Source organism: Pseudomonas sp. 14P5.3.2, from assembly GCF_057799175.1.
Map to the genome: position 1 here is coordinate 1 of NZ_JBYOKU010000007.1, position 16,763 is coordinate 16,763.

At 61.1% G+C, this 16,763-nt stretch carries 19 protein-coding genes and 1 pseudogene; 14 read left to right on the top strand and 6 right to left on the bottom strand.

The features are described from left to right. Positions 1-109 precede the first annotated feature (109 nt). The 3 genes from phaZ to AC27VU_RS07460 all read left to right on the top strand — a co-directional run bounded on the left by phaZ (position 110) and on the right by AC27VU_RS07460 (position 3,437). Positions 110-964 carry a poly(3-hydroxyalkanoate) depolymerase gene (gene phaZ, locus AC27VU_RS07450; RefSeq protein ID WP_003220867.1) on the top strand — a complete coding sequence of 285 codons (855 nt, stop codon included), beginning with the start codon at positions 110-112 and terminating at the stop codon, positions 962-964. A 139-nt stretch (positions 965-1,103) separates the two neighbouring features. Continuing rightward, complete coding sequence (phaC, locus tag AC27VU_RS07455) at positions 1,104-2,786, top strand: class II poly(R)-hydroxyalkanoic acid synthase (protein ID WP_103486231.1); 1,683 nt, start codon at positions 1,104-1,106, stop codon at positions 2,784-2,786. Between the two features lie 30 nt (positions 2,787-2,816). Next, a complete protein-coding gene (locus AC27VU_RS07460; protein WP_103486230.1) occupies positions 2,817-3,437 on the top strand; it encodes a TetR/AcrR family transcriptional regulator in 621 nt (206 codons plus the stop codon). A 199-nt stretch (positions 3,438-3,636) separates the two neighbouring features. Here AC27VU_RS07460 and AC27VU_RS07465 read toward each other — a convergent pair whose 3' ends face one another. From AC27VU_RS07465 to AC27VU_RS07475, 3 genes are all read right to left on the bottom strand, one after another. After that, positions 3,637-4,521, bottom strand: coding sequence for a phasin family protein (locus tag AC27VU_RS07465; protein WP_488723797.1), 885 nt, complete (start codon positions 4,519-4,521; stop codon positions 3,637-3,639). Positions 4,522-4,531: 10 nt separating this feature from the next. After that, complete coding sequence (locus tag AC27VU_RS07470) at positions 4,532-4,954, bottom strand: phasin family protein (protein ID WP_003220861.1); 423 nt, start codon at positions 4,952-4,954, stop codon at positions 4,532-4,534. A 249-nt stretch (positions 4,955-5,203) separates the two neighbouring features. Continuing rightward, complete coding sequence (locus tag AC27VU_RS07475; protein ID WP_003220859.1) at positions 5,204-5,479, bottom strand: polyhydroxyalkanoic acid system family protein; 276 nt, start codon at positions 5,477-5,479, stop codon at positions 5,204-5,206. A gap of 154 nt (positions 5,480-5,633) precedes the next feature. On the opposite strand from AC27VU_RS07475, the gene ubiE reads away from it, so the two are divergent. From ubiE to AC27VU_RS07530, 11 genes and pseudogenes are all read left to right on the top strand, one after another. Further along, a complete protein-coding gene (gene ubiE / locus AC27VU_RS07480) occupies positions 5,634-6,404 on the top strand; it encodes a bifunctional demethylmenaquinone methyltransferase/2-methoxy-6-polyprenyl-1,4-benzoquinol methylase UbiE (RefSeq protein WP_003220857.1) in 771 nt (256 codons plus the stop codon). Further along, positions 6,404-7,027 (top strand): ubiquinone biosynthesis accessory factor UbiJ, encoded by a 624-nt coding sequence (locus AC27VU_RS07485; RefSeq protein ID WP_488723798.1) that lies wholly within the window; start codon positions 6,404-6,406, stop codon positions 7,025-7,027. Before ubiE ends, AC27VU_RS07485 begins: the two co-directional genes overlap by 1 nt. Beyond that, complete coding sequence (ubiB, locus tag AC27VU_RS07490) at positions 7,024-8,628, top strand: ubiquinone biosynthesis regulatory protein kinase UbiB (RefSeq protein WP_134785240.1); 1,605 nt, start codon at positions 7,024-7,026, stop codon at positions 8,626-8,628. Before AC27VU_RS07485 ends, ubiB begins: the two co-directional genes overlap by 4 nt. 80 nt (positions 8,629-8,708) lie before the next feature. Continuing rightward, on the top strand, positions 8,709-9,110 hold the full coding sequence (gene hisI / locus AC27VU_RS07495) for a phosphoribosyl-AMP cyclohydrolase (RefSeq protein ID WP_003220851.1): 402 nt from the start codon (positions 8,709-8,711) through the stop codon (positions 9,108-9,110). Then, positions 9,103-9,435 (top strand): phosphoribosyl-ATP diphosphatase, encoded by a 333-nt coding sequence (locus AC27VU_RS07500; RefSeq protein WP_003220849.1) that lies wholly within the window; start codon positions 9,103-9,105, stop codon positions 9,433-9,435. Before hisI ends, AC27VU_RS07500 begins: the two co-directional genes overlap by 8 nt. Before the next feature lie 25 nt (positions 9,436-9,460). Then, positions 9,461-9,742 (top strand): twin-arginine translocase TatA/TatE family subunit, encoded by a 282-nt coding sequence (locus tag AC27VU_RS07505; RefSeq protein ID WP_003220847.1) that lies wholly within the window; start codon positions 9,461-9,463, stop codon positions 9,740-9,742. A 9-nt stretch (positions 9,743-9,751) separates the two neighbouring features. Further along, positions 9,752-10,201 carry a Sec-independent protein translocase protein TatB gene (tatB, locus tag AC27VU_RS07510; RefSeq protein WP_338800592.1) on the top strand — a complete coding sequence of 150 codons (450 nt, stop codon included), beginning with the start codon at positions 9,752-9,754 and terminating at the stop codon, positions 10,199-10,201. Further along, the gene (tatC, locus tag AC27VU_RS07515; protein ID WP_003220842.1) at positions 10,198-10,989 is read left to right on the top strand and encodes a twin-arginine translocase subunit TatC; all 792 of its coding nucleotides are present in this window, start codon (positions 10,198-10,200) and stop codon (positions 10,987-10,989) included. Before tatB ends, tatC begins: the two co-directional genes overlap by 4 nt. Next, positions 10,986-11,693: a 16S rRNA (uracil(1498)-N(3))-methyltransferase gene (locus tag AC27VU_RS07520; RefSeq protein WP_201136009.1), complete on the top strand. Its 708-nt coding sequence runs from the start codon at positions 10,986-10,988 to the stop codon at positions 11,691-11,693. Before tatC ends, AC27VU_RS07520 begins: the two co-directional genes overlap by 4 nt. Before the next feature lie 343 nt (positions 11,694-12,036). After that, positions 12,037-12,981, top strand: a pseudogene (locus tag AC27VU_RS07525) (methyl-accepting chemotaxis protein); the annotation flags it as partial. Positions 12,982-13,122: 141 nt separating this feature from the next. Beyond that, positions 13,123-13,836: a methyl-accepting chemotaxis protein gene (locus tag AC27VU_RS07530; protein ID WP_371851388.1), complete on the top strand. Its 714-nt coding sequence runs from the start codon at positions 13,123-13,125 to the stop codon at positions 13,834-13,836. Between the two features lie 147 nt (positions 13,837-13,983). Here the strand turns inward: AC27VU_RS07530 and AC27VU_RS07535 are convergent, their stop codons facing one another. From AC27VU_RS07535 to AC27VU_RS07545, 3 genes are all read right to left on the bottom strand, one after another. Then, complete coding sequence (locus AC27VU_RS07535; RefSeq protein WP_097086999.1) at positions 13,984-14,718, bottom strand: amino acid ABC transporter ATP-binding protein; 735 nt, start codon at positions 14,716-14,718, stop codon at positions 13,984-13,986. Next, entirely contained in the window at positions 14,711-15,670 is a 960-nt protein-coding gene (locus AC27VU_RS07540; RefSeq protein WP_103485248.1) for an amino acid ABC transporter permease, read from the bottom strand. The genes AC27VU_RS07535 and AC27VU_RS07540 overlap by 8 nt, the downstream gene beginning before the upstream one ends. Before the next feature lie 132 nt (positions 15,671-15,802). Further along, positions 15,803-16,600 (bottom strand): transporter substrate-binding domain-containing protein, encoded by a 798-nt coding sequence (locus AC27VU_RS07545; protein WP_003220833.1) that lies wholly within the window; start codon positions 16,598-16,600, stop codon positions 15,803-15,805. Positions 16,601-16,763 lie beyond the last annotated feature (163 nt).

Consider the following 16,763-nt stretch of genomic DNA (forward strand, 5'->3'; position numbering starts at 1 on the left):
GGGGGGGACCAACAAAAAAAGTGGGTGAATGACACTCCGCTTTCGCGAGCAAGCCCGCTCCCACAAGGGATTGGAGGTGATATTGAGATTGACCCACAGGGCCTGAAGCATGCCGCAACCGTTCATTTTCCGTACCGTCGATCTGGATGGGCAGACCCTCCGCACCGCGGTACGCCCCGGCAAGCCTCATTTGACGCCCTTGCTGATTTTCAACGGCATCGGCGCCAACCTGGAGTTGGTGTTTCCGTTTGTCGCGGCGCTGGACCCGGATCTCGAAGTGATCGCCTTCGACGTGCCCGGTGTCGGCGGCTCGTCGACGCCGAACCGGCCGTATCGCTTTCCCGGGTTGGCGAAGCTGACCTCGCGGATGCTCGACTACCTCGACTACGGCCAGGTCAATGTGATCGGCGTGTCCTGGGGTGGTGCACTGGCGCAGCAATTCGCCCACGACTACCCGGAACGCTGCAAGAAACTGGTGCTGGCGGCGACCGCGGCCGGTGCCTTCATGGTGCCGGGCAAACCGAAAGTGCTGTGGATGATGGCCAGCCCGCGACGCTACATCCAGCCGTCCCACGTGATCCGCATTGCGCCGTTGATCTACGGCGGCTCATTCCGTCGCGACCCGACGCTGGCCGCCAGCCACGCGGCGAAAGTGCGTTCGGCAGGCAAGCTCGGTTACTACTGGCAGCTGTTCGCCGGCCTCGGCTGGACCAGCATTCATTGGCTGCACAAGATCCATCAGCCGACCCTGGTGCTGGCCGGTGACGACGATCCGCTGATCCCGTTGATCAATATGCGCATGCTCGCCTGGCGGATTCCCAACGCCCAGTTGCACATCATCGACGACGGTCATCTGTTTCTGATCACCCGCGCCGAAGCGGTGGCGCCGATCATCATGAAATTCCTCCAGGAGGAGCGTCAGCGAGCGGTCATGCATCCGCAACCCTCGCCGCTGGGCGGATAAATCACGGCGGCAGGCTTTATGCAGGGTTTTGAACAACGTGCGCGGCAGGACGCCGCGCAGGCAGCAACCCGTAACAGCGACTATGGTGTTCTGGTTCGGTGAGTTTGTTTTTGACCTGAAGACGAAGGAGTGTTGAGTCATGCGCGACAAACCTGCGACGGGCGTAGTGCCCAGTCCCGCCGTGTTCATCAATGCACAGAGTGCAATGACCGGGCTGCGTGGGCGGGACCTGCTCTCGACCTTGCGCAGCGTCGCAGCCCACGGTCTGCGCAACCCGATCCACAGTGCCAAACACGCGCTGAAACTCGGCGGCCAACTCGGTCGCGTGCTGCTCGGTGAAACCCTGCATCCGACCAACCCGCAGGACGCGCGGTTTGCCGACCCGGCGTGGAGCCTCAATCCGTTCTACCGGCGCAGCCTGCAGGCGTATCTGGCCTGGCAGAAACAGGTCAAGAGCTGGATCGATGAAAGCAGCATGAGCGAGGACGACCGCGCCCGCGCGCACTTCGCGTTCACCCTGCTCAACGATGCCGTGGCGCCCTCCAATACCTTGCTCAACCCGCTGGCGGTCAAGGAGCTGTTCAATTCCGGCGGCCAGAGTCTGGTGCGCGGCCTGAGTCATCTGTTCGATGATCTGCTGCACAACGATGGTCTGCCGCGGCAGGTCACCAAACAGGCTTTCGAAGTTGGCAAGACCGTCGCGACCACCCCCGGTGCCGTGGTGTTTCGCAACGAGCTGCTGGAGCTTATCCAGTACAAGCCGATGAGCGAAAAACAGTACGCCAAGCCGTTGCTGGTGGTGCCGCCGCAAATCAACAAGTACTACATTTTCGACCTCAGCCCGCAGAACAGCTTTGTCCAGTACGCGCTGAAAAACGGCCTGCAGACCTTCATGATCAGTTGGCGCAACCCGGACGTACGCCACCGGGAATGGGGCCTCTCGACCTACGTCGAAGCGGTGGAAGAAGCGATGAACATCTGCCGGGCGATCACTGGCGCACGCGAGGTCAACCTGATGGGCGCCTGCGCCGGTGGCCTGACCATTGCCGCGCTGCAAGGGCATCTGCAGGCCAAACGGCAGCTGCGACGGATCTCCAGTGCGACCTATCTGGTCAGCCTGCTCGACAGCGAGATCGAAACCCCGACCACCCTGTTCGCCGACGAACAGACCATCGAAGCCGCCAAGCGCCGTTCCTATCAGAGAGGCGTGCTGGACGGTCGCGACATGGCCAAGGTGTTCGCCTGGATGCGGCCCAACGATTTGATCTGGAGTTACTTCGTCAATAACTACCTGCTCGGCAAGGAGCCGCCAGCCTTCGACATTCTGTACTGGAACAACGACAACACGCGCCTGCCCGCCGCATTCCACGGCGACCTGCTGGACTTCTTCAAGCACAACCCGCTGACCCACCCGGGTGGCCTGGAAGTCTGCGGCACGCCGATCGACCTGCAGAAAGTCACCGTCGACAGCTTCAGTGTGGCCGGCATGAACGACCACATCACGCCGTGGGACGCGGTGTACCGCTCGACCCTGCTGCTCGGTGGCGAGCGGCGCTTCGTGCTGTCCAACAGCGGCCACGTGCAAAGCATCCTCAACCCGCCCAGCAACCCAAAAGCCAATTACGTCGAGAACGGCAAGCTCAGCAGCGATCCGCGCGCCTGGTATTACGACGCCAAACGCGTTGACGGCAGTTGGTGGCCGCAGTGGCTGGAATGGATTCAGCAGCGCTCCGGCACGCAGCACGAAACCACGTTTACCCTCGGCAACCCGAACTATCCACCGATGGAGGCAGCACCCGGCACCTACGTGCATGTGCGCTGACGCTTAACCGAACTTTTCTAAGAAGACTGGATGAAAACCCGCGACCGGATTCTCGAATGTGCTCTGCAGTTGTTCAATGAGAAAGGCGAACCGAACGTCTCCACCATGGAAGTTGCCAATGAAATGGGGATCAGCCCCGGCAACCTCTACTACCACTTCCACGGCAAGGAGCCGCTGATTCTCGGCCTGTTCGAACGCTTCCAGAATGAACTGGCGCCGCTGCTCGATCCTCCATCGGATGCCGAGTTGGCGCCGGAGGATTACTGGCTGTTCCTGCACTTGATCGTCGAGCGCCTGGCGCAATACCGGTTTCTGTTCCAGGACCTGTCGAACCTCGCCGGGCGCCTGCCAAAACTGGCCAAGGGCATCCGCAATCTGCTCAACGCCCTCAAGCGCACGCTGGCGTCATTGCTGGCGCGCCTGAAGGCGTCGGGGCAATTGGTCAGTGATACCCAGGCGTTGGGGCAACTGGTGGAGCAGATCACCATGACCTTGCTGTTCTCGCTGGACTATCAGCGGATTCTCGATCGCGAGGGTGAGGTCAAACTGGTGGTGTACCAGATCATGATGCTGGTGGCACCGCATCTGCTGCCGCCGGTGAAAGTGGCTACGGAGCGGATGGCCCTTCAATACCTCGAAGATCACGGCTGAATGGGCTACACATTGTCCCCCCCTGTGGGAGCGGGCTTGCTCGCGAAAGCGGTGGTTCAGCCAACATCAATGCTGAATGACACACCGCCTTCGCGAGCAAGCCCGCTCCCACAGGGGAATGACGTTGTACCAGCGATTATCTGCACAAACAAAAACGCCCGACCTTCACAGGCCGGGCGTTTTGTTTTGCCCTGAAAAATCAGGACTGACTGGTTGGCGTCGACGGTGTCAATGCAGCAGTCGGAGTTGCTACCGGGGTCGGTGCAGCGGCGGAGTTCGACGCGCTGGCCGGGGTTGCCGGGGTAGCTGGCTTGGCTGCCGGAGCGGCCGGTTTTGGCGCAGCGGCTTTCGGCGCGGCCGGTTTTTTCACTGCCGGTTTTTTCGCCGCAGCCGGTTTGGCCGCTGGCTTGGCAGCAGGTTTGGCCGCTGCGGTTTTCGCCGCTGGCTTGGCTGCGGCTTTGGTGGCAGGTTTCGCAGCAGCTTTGGCAGCAACCGGTTTCGCGGCAGCCTTGGCGGCTGGTTTGGCAGCGGCCGTTTTAGCGGCAGGCTTGGCGGCAGCGGTTTTTGCCGCAGGCTTGGCGGCTGGTTTCGCAGTCGCTTTGGCCAGTGGCTTGGCGGCCGTTTTGGCTGCCGGTTTGGCCGCTGCGGTTTTCGCCGCGACCGGTTGGGTTTTCAGACCGGTGAGTTTCTCGATCTGCTTGGTCAGGGTTTCGACCTTGCTGTGCAGCGCTTTGACTTCATTGCGGCTAGGCACACCCAGGCGCGAAATGGCGCTGTTCAGGCGCTTGTCAAAAGCCCCTTCCAGCTCGTCCCACTTGCCCAGTGCGCGATCTTTCACGCCGCTGATGCGCGATTTGGCCGAAGAAGCGGAATCCTTGGCGGCATCGACTTTCTTGCCGACTGCAGACTTGGTGAGCTTCTCGGCTTTCTCGCCGTCTTTGACCAGTGACTCGAAGAGCTTGCTGCCGTCAGTGTCGATCTTCGAGTACACGCCTAAACCAGCCAGCCAGATTTTGCGGGAGTAGTCTTCGACTTTCCCAATCCACGAGCTGCCTTCTTTATCGGTGTTCTTTTTACCAGCCATCCCGTTCTCCTTAAGATTTACGCGCGACGCGTTCGAGCAATGCCGTCAGCTCATCGAGCTTAGCAGAGAGTGTCTCAACGTCATGTTTAGACGGAATGCCGATACGATTCAAGGCGCTTGCCACGCGGGAGTCGAACGCCTTCTCGACCTTGTCGAGCTGAACTTCGACGCGACCTTTGAACGAGCTGACTTCACCCTTGGCTTCATCGATCTCGGCATTGGCGGCTTCGAGCTTTTCGGTGACAACCTTTTTGCCTTTCTTTTCAACAGTTTGACCAGCCTTGATCAACTCCTGAAAGTAGTCGCTGCCCTCTTGGCCAACCTTGGCGTAGGCACCCAGGCCTGCCAGCCAGATCTTGCGGGCATAGGATTTGACGTCGCTCAGGGTAGAAGTCGAAGCGTCGATTTTTTTCTTCAGAATTACTTTGGCCATGGTGCACCTCACGCGCAGAAGGTTTGAGGAACTGCCCGCAAAGGTGTCGGGCTCAGGCACAAAGTAGGGAGAAAAATTAGAAACGGCACCCTAACAACTGACATAAACAACAGGAGCACCACCAAACAAATGTGGGAGCGGGCTTGCTCGCGAATGCGGTGTACCAGTCAATATTCGAGTCGACTGACACACCGCTTTCGCGAGCAGGCTCGCTCCCACAAGGGATCTCGGGTTACCGAAGAATCATGTTCAGACCAGCGCCTTGTCCAGCGCCTTCTCGATCTCGGCTTTGATCATGCCGCTCATGGCCGACATCATGATGCCCAGCTCCACGTCGACGCGGATCGAATCGTCAGCCACATGCACCGCGCCTTTCACGCCCGAGCGCTTGAGGTTCAGGGTGTCGCCCGACCACTGCGGCTCCAGGCCATATTGATCGGAGAGTTTCTGCGCCAGCTTGTCGGCCTTCTCGCGGGCGGCTTCCTTGCCCAGGCTGTGGGCACGCTCAACACTGATTTTGGCCATCGAATGACTCCTGCTTGATGAATAGGTGACGGTAAATCTTGACCGCGTCTGCGGCAAATCGTCCCGAAGGTCGCCCATCTTACCTTTAGCCATTCCAAGACAAAGCATGGCTTGGGGATTAGAATGTCGCGCATTCTCTTTTGGTGACAGCGATATGACTGATCAGCGCAAAGGCAGCGATGCCGAACCCACCACTCACTTCGGCTTCAAAAACGTTCCGGAAAGCCAGAAAGCGGAAAAAGTCGCTGAGGTGTTCCACTCCGTAGCCGCGAAATACGACCTGATGAACGACCTTCTGTCGGGCGGCATGCACCGTCTGTGGAAGCGTTTCGCGATCGAACTGTCCGGTGTGCGCAGCGGTAACCGCGTGCTCGACATCGCCGGCGGCACCGGTGACCTGACCAAGAAATTCTCGCACCTGGTTGGCCCTACCGGTCAGGTGGTATTGGCCGACATCAACGAATCCATGCTCAAGGTCGGCCGTGACCGCCTGCTGGATCTGGGTGTGTCGGGCAACGTCGAATTCGTTCAGGCGGACGCGGAAAAGCTGCCGTTCCCGGACAACCATTTCGACTGCGTGACCATCGCCTTCGGCCTGCGCAACGTGACGCACAAAGAAGACGCCCTGCGCTCGATGCTGCGCGTGCTCAAGCCCGGCGGCCGCCTGCTGGTGCTGGAGTTCTCCAAACCGACCAACGCGCTGATGTCCAAGGCCTACGACGCTTACTCGTTCGCGTTCATGCCGCTGATGGGCAAGCTGATCACCAACGATTCGGAAAGCTATCGCTACCTGGCCGAATCGATCCGCATGCACCCGAATCAGGAAACCCTGAAGTCGATGATGGTCGACGCCGGTTTCGACCGCGTGACCTATCACAACATGACCGCAGGCATCGTCGCCCTGCACCGCGGCATCAAGCCCTGATGTTGCTCACCGGGCTGCTCGCCAGCGTCGAACTCGGCCTCAACCGGGTGCTGCGTCTCGACAGCACGGCACTGCCGCGGCTGGCGCATCTGACTGGCAAAGTGATTGCCGTCGATTGCCGCAGCCCGGCGCTGCAACTGTTCATTCTGCCCAGCGATGAGGGCCTGATGCTCGCCTCGCACTGGGAAACCGGCGTCGACTGCACCCTGCGCGCCCCGGCTTCAAGCCTGGCGAAACTGGCCGTGAGCAAAGACAAGACCGCGGTGCTGCACGCCCCGGAAGTCGAGCTCGACGGTGACAGCGGCGTGCTGCTGGAGCTGGCCGGCGTGCTGCAGGACCTCGAGCTGGACTGGGAGTACGAACTCTCACGCTGGCTCGGCCCGGTCGCCACGCAACTGATCGGTGGCCACCTGCGCAGCCGCGCACGCTGGTATCAACAAGGATTTGCCAGCCTCAACCAGAACCTCGCCGAATACCTCGCCGAAGAATCGCGCACCCTGGTCGGGCAGCGCGAAGCCGAAGCGCGGTTCAGCGAACTGGACCGGATCAAACTTGATCTGGAACGTCTCGAGGCGCGTTTCGAGCGCCTTTCCCGATCCCTCGACCCAAGCGATAACGCATGAAGCTGCTTGCCGTCCGCCGTCTGTTGCGCATTCAGCGCGTCGTGATCCGCTACCGCCTCGATGACCTGCTGTTCGAGCTGCCGCTGCCCTGGTTTCTTCTGGCGCTGCGCTACGTGCTGCCGTGGCGCTGGTTCCCGCGCAAGCCGCTGGAGCTGAGCCGTGGCGCGCGTCTGCGTCTGGCGCTGCAGGATCTGGGGCCGATCTTCATCAAGTTCGGGCAGATTCTCTCGACCCGCCGCGACCTGCTGCCGGAAGACATCGCCGATGAGCTGATGCTGCTGCAGGACCGCGTGCCGCCGTTCGATTCGCAGCTGTCGATCAAGCTGATCGAAGAACAGCTGGGCAAGAAAATCAGCGAAGTGTTCAGCCGTTTCGACGTCGAACCGCTGGCCTCGGCCTCGGTGGCGCAAGTGCATGCCGCGCAGCTGAAAACCGGTGAAGAAGTGGTGGTCAAGGTGATCCGCCCGGGCCTGAAACCGGTGATCGCTCAGGATCTGGCGTGGCTGTTCATCCTCGCCCGCGCCGCCGAAAAGGTCTCCGCCGACGCCCGCCTGCTGCACCCGGTGGACGTGGTGCAGGACTACGAAAAAACCATCTACGACGAACTCGACCTGCTGCGCGAGGCGGCCAACGCCAGCCAGCTCAAGCGCAACTTCGAAGGCTCGCCGCTGCTCTACGTGCCGCAAGTCTATTGGGACTGGTGCCGGCCGAAAGTGCTGGTGATGGAGCGCATCTACGGGATTCAGGTGACGGATCTGGCGACCCTCGCCGACCAGCGCACCGACATGAAAATGCTCGCCGAGCGCGGCGTGGAGATCTTCTTCACCCAGGTGTTCCGCGACAGTTTCTTCCACGCCGACATGCACCCGGGCAACATCTTCGTCAGCACCGTCAACCCGTGGAGCCCGCAGTACATCGCGATCGACTGCGGCATCGTCGGCAGCCTGACCCCGGAAGACCAGGACTACCTGGCGCGCAATCTGTTCGCCTTCTTCAAGCGCGACTACCGCCGCGTGGCGCAGTTGCACATCGATTCGGGCTGGGTGCCGGCGGAAACCAAACTCAACGAATTCGAAGCGGCGATCCGCACCGTGTGCGAGCCGATCTTCGAAAAACCGTTAAAAGATATTTCATTTGGTCAGGTGCTGATGCGCCTGTTCCAGACTGCGCGACGCTTCAACATGGAAGTGCAGCCGCAGTTGGTGCTGCTGCAGAAGACCCTGCTGAACATCGAAGGCCTCGGCCGTCAGCTGTACCCGGATCTGGATCTGTGGAACACCGCGCAGCCGTTCCTCGAGCGCTGGATGCGCGAGCGCGTCAGCCCGAAAGCCTTGCTCGGCAACGTGCAGAGCCAGTTCGAACAGCTGCCGCACCTGGCCAACATGGCCCGCGATCTGCTCGAACGCATGTCGCAACCGCACGCCTACGACCCGCCGCCACCGTGGCACAAACGCAAGGACGACTGGTTCCTGCGCCTGCTCGGTTGCGCGCATCTGGCGGGCGGGACGATCCTCGCCGCCGGCGGCCCGTTGCACGAACTGGGGCATTGGCCGGCGGGCATCATGGTGGCAGTCGGCTTGTATCTGGTCGTTCGCCGATAGCCAGTTTGCTGATCGGCTGGCACACTGTTTCAACGCTTGAACCCGACTATCGAAGTGGGGGTTCGCTGTCGGAGTCGAAGATGAAAAACTGGCTGGACGAGATCAAGTGGGACGCCGATGGCCTGGTGCCGGCGATTGCCCAGGATCACAAGACCGGACGCGTGCTGATGATGGCCTGGATGAACCGCGAAGCGCTGGAACTGACCGCTGCGGAAAACCGTGCAATCTACTGGTCACGTTCCCGTGGCAAGCTGTGGCGCAAGGGCGAAGAGTCCGGCCACGTACAGACCCTGCATGAAATGCGCCTGGACTGTGATGCCGACGTGATCATCCTGATGGTCGAACAGATCGGCGACATCGCTTGCCATACCGGCCGTCAAAGCTGCTTTTACCGCGTCTACGAAAACGGTGACTGGAAAACGGTCGACCCGGTTCTGAAAGACCCGCACGCTATCTATTCCGCAGGACACAAACATGAGTGACACCCTGACCCGCCTCGCTCAGGTGCTTGAAGAGCGCAAGGGCGCCGCTGCCGACAGCTCATATGTAGCTAGTCTGTATCACAAGGGCCTGAACAAGATTCTGGAGAAAGTCGGCGAAGAGTCGGTCGAAACCATTATTGCCGCCAAGGACGCCGCCATCAGCGGTGACTGCAGCGATGTGATCTACGAGACTGCCGACCTGTGGTTCCACAGCATGGTCATGCTCGCCCAACTGGGGCAGCATCCGCAGGCCGTGCTGGATGAACTGGATCGTCGCTTCGGTCTGTCCGGACACGTCGAGAAAGCCTCGCGTCCGTCCGCCTGAACAATTTTTAGAGAGGAACAGCAACATGGGCATTTTTGACTGGAAACACTGGATCGTCATTCTGGTAGTCGTGGTGCTGGTGTTCGGCACCAAGAAACTGAAAAACCTCGGCACCGACGTCGGCGAGTCGATCAAGGGCTTCCGTAAAGCCATGAACGATGACGAAAAACCGGCCGCCGATCCGACCGTAACGCCTGCTCAGCCCGTTCCACCGGTGCAACCGCAGGCCACCGCTCAGGCCAACCCGCCGCACACCATCGACGTGCAGGCGCAGAAAGTCGAAGAGCCGATCCGCAAAGACGTGTGAGACTGACAAATGTTTGGTATCAGCTTCTCTGAACTGCTGCTCGTCGGCCTCGTCGCCCTGCTGGTGCTGGGCCCCGAGCGTCTGCCGGGCGCTGCGCGCACCGCCGGCCTGTGGGTCGGCCGACTGAAGCGCAGCTTCAACGCGATCAAACAGGAAGTTGAACGTGAGATCGGTGCCGACGAGATCCGTCGGCAACTGCACAACGAGCACATCCTGTCGCTGGAGCAGGAGGCGCGGAAGATTTTCACGCCGGTTCAGCAGGAGCCGACGCCCGTGCAGCCAGTGGCAGAGCAGACGCCTGCGGCTCCCGTTGCGGAGCAGCCGGCGAGCGTCGAACACGTCTCTGCTGCAGCCGCTGAAGCTGCGCCGATCATGAAGCCTGTCGAACCCGTTGCACCTGCGGCTGCGCCTATTGCGTCAGCTCCTCACGACTCCACACTGCCGCCGCGAGCCCCATGAGCGATCTCCCCGAAAACGACCAGCACATGCCGCTGGTATCGCACCTCACCGAGTTGCGCACCCGCCTGCTGCGTTGTGTGGCGGCGGTGTTCATCATCTTTGCCGGGTTGTTCGCGTTCACCCAGCAGATCTACACCTTCGTCTCGACGCCGCTGCGCCAGTACCTGCCGGTCGGCGCGACGATGATCGCCACGGATGTGTCGTCGCCGTTCCTGACGCCGCTGAAGCTGACGATGATGGTCTCGCTGTTCCTCGCGATTCCGGTGATCCTGCACCAGATCTGGGGCTTCATCGCGCCGGGCCTGTACAAGCATGAGAAACGCATCGCGGTGCCGCTGCTGGTGTCCAGCATCCTGCTGTTCTACACCGGCATGGCGTTCGCCTATTACTTCGTGTTCCCGCTGATCTTCAAGTTCTTCGCCGCCGCCACCCCGGCCGGCGTGGAAATGATGACCGACATCACCAGTTACCTCGACTTCGTGATGACGCTGTTCTTCGCCTTTGGCGTCGCGTTCGAAATCCCGGTGGCCGTGGTGCTGCTGGTGTGGATCGGCGTGGTCGACGTCAAATACCTGAAGAAGATTCGCCCGTACGTGATCATCGGCTGCTTCGTGGTCGGCATGATCCTTACGCCGCCGGACATCTTCTCGCAGACCCTGCTGGCGGTACCGATGTGGATGCTGTTTGAAATCGGCATTCTGTTCGGCAGCCTGGTCAGCAAGCGCGAACGCCCGGACGAAAATCCGGCCGACGATCACAACGACCAGCCGCCAGCGACCCAGGCATGAACCTGCTGTTGCTCGAAGAGGCCGACTTCATCGCGGCCGACCGCGTCGTGCTGCGTGACCGGCGCCTGACCCACATGCAGGAAGTGCATCGCTCGGAAGTCGGCGACAGCCTGCGGGTCGGGCGCATCAATGGCTTGATGGGCTCGGCCGAACTGCTGCGCCTTGAGGCCGGCGAAGCGGAATTGCGCGTCAGCCTCGATCAGTCACCGCCGGCCAAGCTGCCGCTGACCCTGGTACTGGCCCTGCCGCGTCCGAAGATGCTGCGGCGGGTGTTCCAGACCGTGGCGACCATGGGTGTGTCGAAGGTGATTCTGGTCAACAGCTACCGCGTCGAGAAGAGCTTCTGGCAGACGCCGTTTCTCGAGCCGGAAGCGATTCGCGAGAATCTGATCCTCGGCCTCGAACAGGCCCGCGATACCGTGCTGCCGGAAATCATCATCGAGAAACGCTTCAAGCCGTTCGTCGAAGATCGCCTGCCGGCGATCAGCGAAGGCACCCTCGGTCTCGTCGGCCATCCCGGTAACTTCCCGCCCTGCCCGCGCGCATTGAGCGAACCGGTGACGCTGGCGATCGGCCCCGAGGGTGGCTGGATCCCCTACGAAATCGACCTGCTGGGCAAGTCCGGCCTGCAACCGGTGCAACTGGGCGAGCGCATCCTGCGCGTCGAAACCGCCGTCACCGCCCTGCTCGCCCGCCTGTTCTAAAAGGACTGTGGCGAGGGAGCTTGCTCCCGCTTGGGCGCGAAGCGGCCATTGCTCTTCCTTCAGGTGAAAATGTGTTTGCCGGTTTCGCGACGGCTGCGCCGCCGGGCGGGAGCAAGCTCCCTCGCCACAATGCCGCTGCGTTCCGGACAAATCGGGTTACAGATTGCCACCCCCCAGCCGATACAGTCCCCATAAGTCCAATTAGTGGTCCGAGGGGAGTCGTCGCATGTACCGTTGGTTAGCCGAGAATCTTGGAAACGTCAGCGTCAAACGCAAGCTGGGGATCGGTTTCGGCCTGGTGCTGTTGCTGACGCTATTGATCACCTTCACCGGCTGGACCGGGATGAACGGCATCATCAGTCGCGGCGACAAGCTGGGGTTTATCTCCAGTCTCAACGAGCTGACCAAGGATCTGCGTCTGGCGCGTCTGGACTACGAAATGCGCCGGGGCGAACAAGGTCCAGGAGCGGTCAACGACTTGCTCGGCAAACTCGAAAGTGGTCTGCAAACTGCGCGTGGCGAGATTGAACAGCCGGCTGACGCAGCGAAGGTCGACCAGCAACTGGCCGCCGTCGCCGAATACAAGCGCGCCTTCAACGACTTGATCCAGGCCGGCGCCAACCGCGAAGACGCCCGCAGCAAACTCGGTGCCACCGCCGACAACGCCGTGGCCAAGGTCGCCGAGGTGGAGAAGTCCATGTTGCAGGGCGACAGCGTCGCCCAGTTCAACGCGGTCATCGACCTGAGCAAACTGATCCAGCAGGCGCGCTTCCAGGTGCGCGGCTACACCTACAGCGGCAAGACCGAAGCCGAGCAGCCTGCACTCGACGCCATCGACAATGCCCTGAAAAACCTCGAAGCCCTGCCGGCCAAATTGCCTGAGCAGCACATCGCCAACCTGCAACAGGCCACTGACTCGCTCAAGGCTTATCGCGCGGCGGTCAGCCAGTTCCGCGACTCGCAGGTCGCCAGTGCCAAGGCCCTGGCCCGCATGTCGACGCAGGGTGACCTGCTGTCCGACGTCAGCAAACAACTCACCGACTCTCAGACTATCGTGCGCGACACGGATGCCGCAGCAGCCAAAAACCAGTTGATCATCGCCACCTTGCTGGCCGTGGCCTTCGGCCTGCTGGCGGCGTGGGCGATCACTCGGCAGATCATCATTCCGCTGAACCAGACCCTGAAAGTCGCCGAACGCGTGGCTGCCGGCGACCTGACCCACAACCTGGTGTCGCAACGCCGCGACGAACTCGGCCAGTTGCAGCGCTCGATGCAGAGCATGACCCAAGGCCTGCGCGACCTGATCGGTGGCATCAGCGACGGCGTTACGCAAATCGCCAGCGCTGCCGAGGAATTGTCAGCGGTGACCGAGCAGACCAGCGCCGGGGTCAACAATCAGAAGATCGAGACCGATCAGGTCGCCACCGCCATGAACGAAATGGCCGCCACCGTGCAGGAAGTCGCGCGCAACGCCGAGGAAGCTTCCGAAGCCGCTGTGGCCGCCGATCAACAGGCCCGCGAAGGCGACAAAGTGGTGGGTGAAGCGATCGCACAGATCGAGCGTTTGGCCGCTGAAGTCGGTCATTCGACCGAAGCCATGGGCGAACTCAAACGTGAGAGCGACAAGATCGGCAGCGTGCTTGACGTGATCAAGTCGGTGGCCCAGCAAACCAACCTGCTGGCGCTCAACGCCGCGATCGAAGCGGCGCGTGCCGGTGAGGCCGGGCGTGGTTTTGCGGTGGTCGCCGACGAAGTCCGCAGCCTCGCCCAGCGCACGCAGAAGTCCACCGAAGAGATCGAGGAGCTGATCGTCGGCCTGCAGAACGGCACCCAGCAAGTGGCAACGATCATGGACAACAGCCGCAGCCTGACCGACAGCAGCGTCGAACTGACCCGCCGTGCCGGCGGTTCGCTGGAAAGCATCACCCGCACCGTCTCGGCGATTCAGGCGATGAACCAGCAGATTGCAGCGGCAGCCGAGCAGCAGAGTGCCGTGGCCGAGGAGATCAACCGTAGCGTGCTGAATGTGCGGGATGTGTCGGATCAGACGTCGGCGGCGAGTGAAGAGACCGCGGCGTCGAGTGTTGAGCTGGCGCGGCTGGGGACGCATCTGCAGATGCTGGTGGGGCGGTTCAAGGTTTGAGGTGATCCGAAAACCTCGGTTGATTGAAACCCGAGGTGATGCCTTCGCGAGCAAGCCCGCTCCCACATTAGACCGCGTCCGCCTGGACAACTCGGTCAACTGTGGGAGCGGGCTTGCTCGCGAAGGCGCCAGATCAGGCGCTGAAAATTATAGGACCTGCCGCAGGAAAGCCTGCGCCCGTGGATCCTTCGGTGCATCGAAGAACTCGGCTGGGGAAGCATCTTCCAGCAGTTTGCCGTGATCGAAGAACAGCACCCGATCCGCCACTTCCCGGGCGAAACCCATTTCGTGGGTCACGCAAACCATGGTCATGCCTTCCACGGCCAGGTTCTTCATCACGTCCAGCACTTCACCGACCATTTCCGGGTCGAGGGCCGAAGTCGGTTCGTCGAACAGCATCACTTTCGGGTCCATCGCCAGCGCCCGGGCAATCGCCACGCGCTGTTGCTGACCGCCAGACAAACGCGACGGGTATTCCCGCGCCTTCTGCGCAATACCAACCTTCTCCAGCAACGCCAGGGCCTTGGCCTCGCTTTCCTTCTGCCCGCGCTTGCGCACGACTTTCTGCGCCAGGCAGAGGTTTTCCAGCACGGTCATGTGCGGGAACAGGTTGAAGTGCTGAAAGACCATGCCGACTTCGCGGCGGTAAGCGTTGACGTCGGTTTTCGGGTCGGCCAGTTGCAGGCCGTCGATGCTCACCGAGCCCGAGTCGAATTCTTCCAGGCCATTGAGGCAGCGCAGGAAGGTCGATTTGCCCGAACCCGACGGGCCGATCACCACCAGCACTTCGCCCTTGGCCACCGTGGTGCTGACGTTATCCACAGCCCGGACTACCTGGCCACGGGTGTCGAAGACTTTTACCAGTTCGCGGACTTCAATCACTTTGCGCGAGCCTCCGCTCAAGCCGGCTGGCGATTTTCGACAGCGGCAGGTTGATCAACAGGTACAGGCCGGCGACGCAGAACAGGATCTCGAACGGCGAAAACGAGGTAGTGATGACTTCGCGACCGCTTTTCAGCAGCTCGGTAATCGCAATCACCGACACCAGCGAGGTGTCTTTCACCAGACTGATGAACTGTCCGGCCAGCGGTGGCAGCACGCGTTTGAACGCTTGCGGCAGTACCACGTGGCGCATCGACTGGCCGGCGCTCAGACCCAGCGAACGCGCCGCTTCGTTCTGGCCACGGGCAATCGACTGCACGCCGGAACGGATGATCTCGGCGACGTACGCGCCAGTGAACAGCGACAGCGCGGCGATCCCGGCGAACTCGCGGGACAGGTTCATCACCGTGCCGATGAAGAAGTAGAAAATGAAAATCTGCACCAGCAGCGGCGTGCCGCGCACCAGTTCGACGTAGATGCTCGACAGGTCGCGCAGGGTCGGGTTGTTCGACAGGCGGCACAGCCCGGTGACCAGACCGATCAGCAGACCGAGTACCCCAGACACCACCGACAGCCACAGCGTGGTCCAAAGGCCCCACAACAGCGGCCCTGCCGCCCAGTGCCGGGTCACGCCCACGACGTCACCTTCAGCCACATCGTCGCCCTGAGCGAATTGCAGGCTGTTCTCGTCGACAGTCAGGTGCTGCTCGTCACCGGCGTCGTTGCGCAGGGTGACCTGCGCGCTGCCGCCCTTGCGCACCAGTTCGGTGACGGTGGAGATATCGGTGGCACGCTGGGATTCTTCGGCCTGATAGGCGAAGTACTGCGGCACGCGATTCCAGCGCCATTCGTAGGACATCAGCGACGTGGCGTAATACAACGCGCCCGCCAGGCCGACCAGCACCAGCACGGTCAGGACGTGCCAGGGCCATTGGGCTTTTTTCTGTTTCATTGCAGGTTCCGGATTTTGTGTTGCCTGGCAGGCCCTCTTCGCGAGCAAGCCCGCTCCCACATTTGGACTGCATTTCAAATGTGGGAGCGGGCTTGCTCGCGAATGGGGCGACTCGGTCTGACTGACCCAGTGTTATTCCATGTCCTTGAGCCACTCGGTGCTCTTGAACCACTTGTCATGGATGCGATCGTAGGTGCCGTCTTCGTGGATCTGGTGCAGGAAGTTGTTGATGAAGTTGATGCTGTCGTAATCACCCTTCTTCAGGCCGAAGGCCAGCGGTTCGTAGGTGAACGGCTTGTCGAGGAACACCAGTTTGCCGGCGCCGACCTTGTTCACCGCGACCACGTTGTACGGCGCGTCATAGATGAACGCGTCGGCCTTGCCGTTGACCACGTCGAGCACGGCTTCCTGCTCGTTGTCGTAGCCGTGGTACTTGGCTTTGGCGATCAGCTTCTTGGCGACCATTTCACCGGTGGTGCCGAGCTTGGAGGTGATGCGGTAGTCGGCAGTGTTCAGGTCTTTATAAGACTTGATGGTGCCTTCCAGCTCCTTGCGGATCAGCAGGGTCTGGCCGACGACGATGAACGGTTCGCTGAAATTCAGGCGCAGGTTGCGTTCCTGGGTCAGGGTCATGCCGCTGCCGATCATGTCGAACTTGTCGGTCATCAGGGCCGGGATGATCCCATCGTAACCGGTGGACACCAGCTCGAGCTTGACGCCCATGGCCTTGGACATGGCTTTGAGGATGTCGACTTCGAAGCCGATGATCTCGCCGCGCTTGTTGGTCATTTCGAACGGCATGTAAGTCGGATCCATACCGACTTTCAACGTGCCGCGCTTGACCGCGTCATCGATTGCGCCGGCGTGCGCCGCATTGACTGCAACCAGTGCCGTGACGCCGACCAGCAGCATCGACAGATACTTCTTCATCTTCAAGTCCCCAAAACCATTGCATGTGCGGCGCGAAAACCAGCAGTGATGGGCAAAAATGCCCGGGTGCGCCAATTCGGGGACGGATGCTAACGCACTCGTTCTTTTGCACAAGAGTTAATGGACGATTTGTTTAACAATAAAAAAGCCCCGCTAGTTAGCG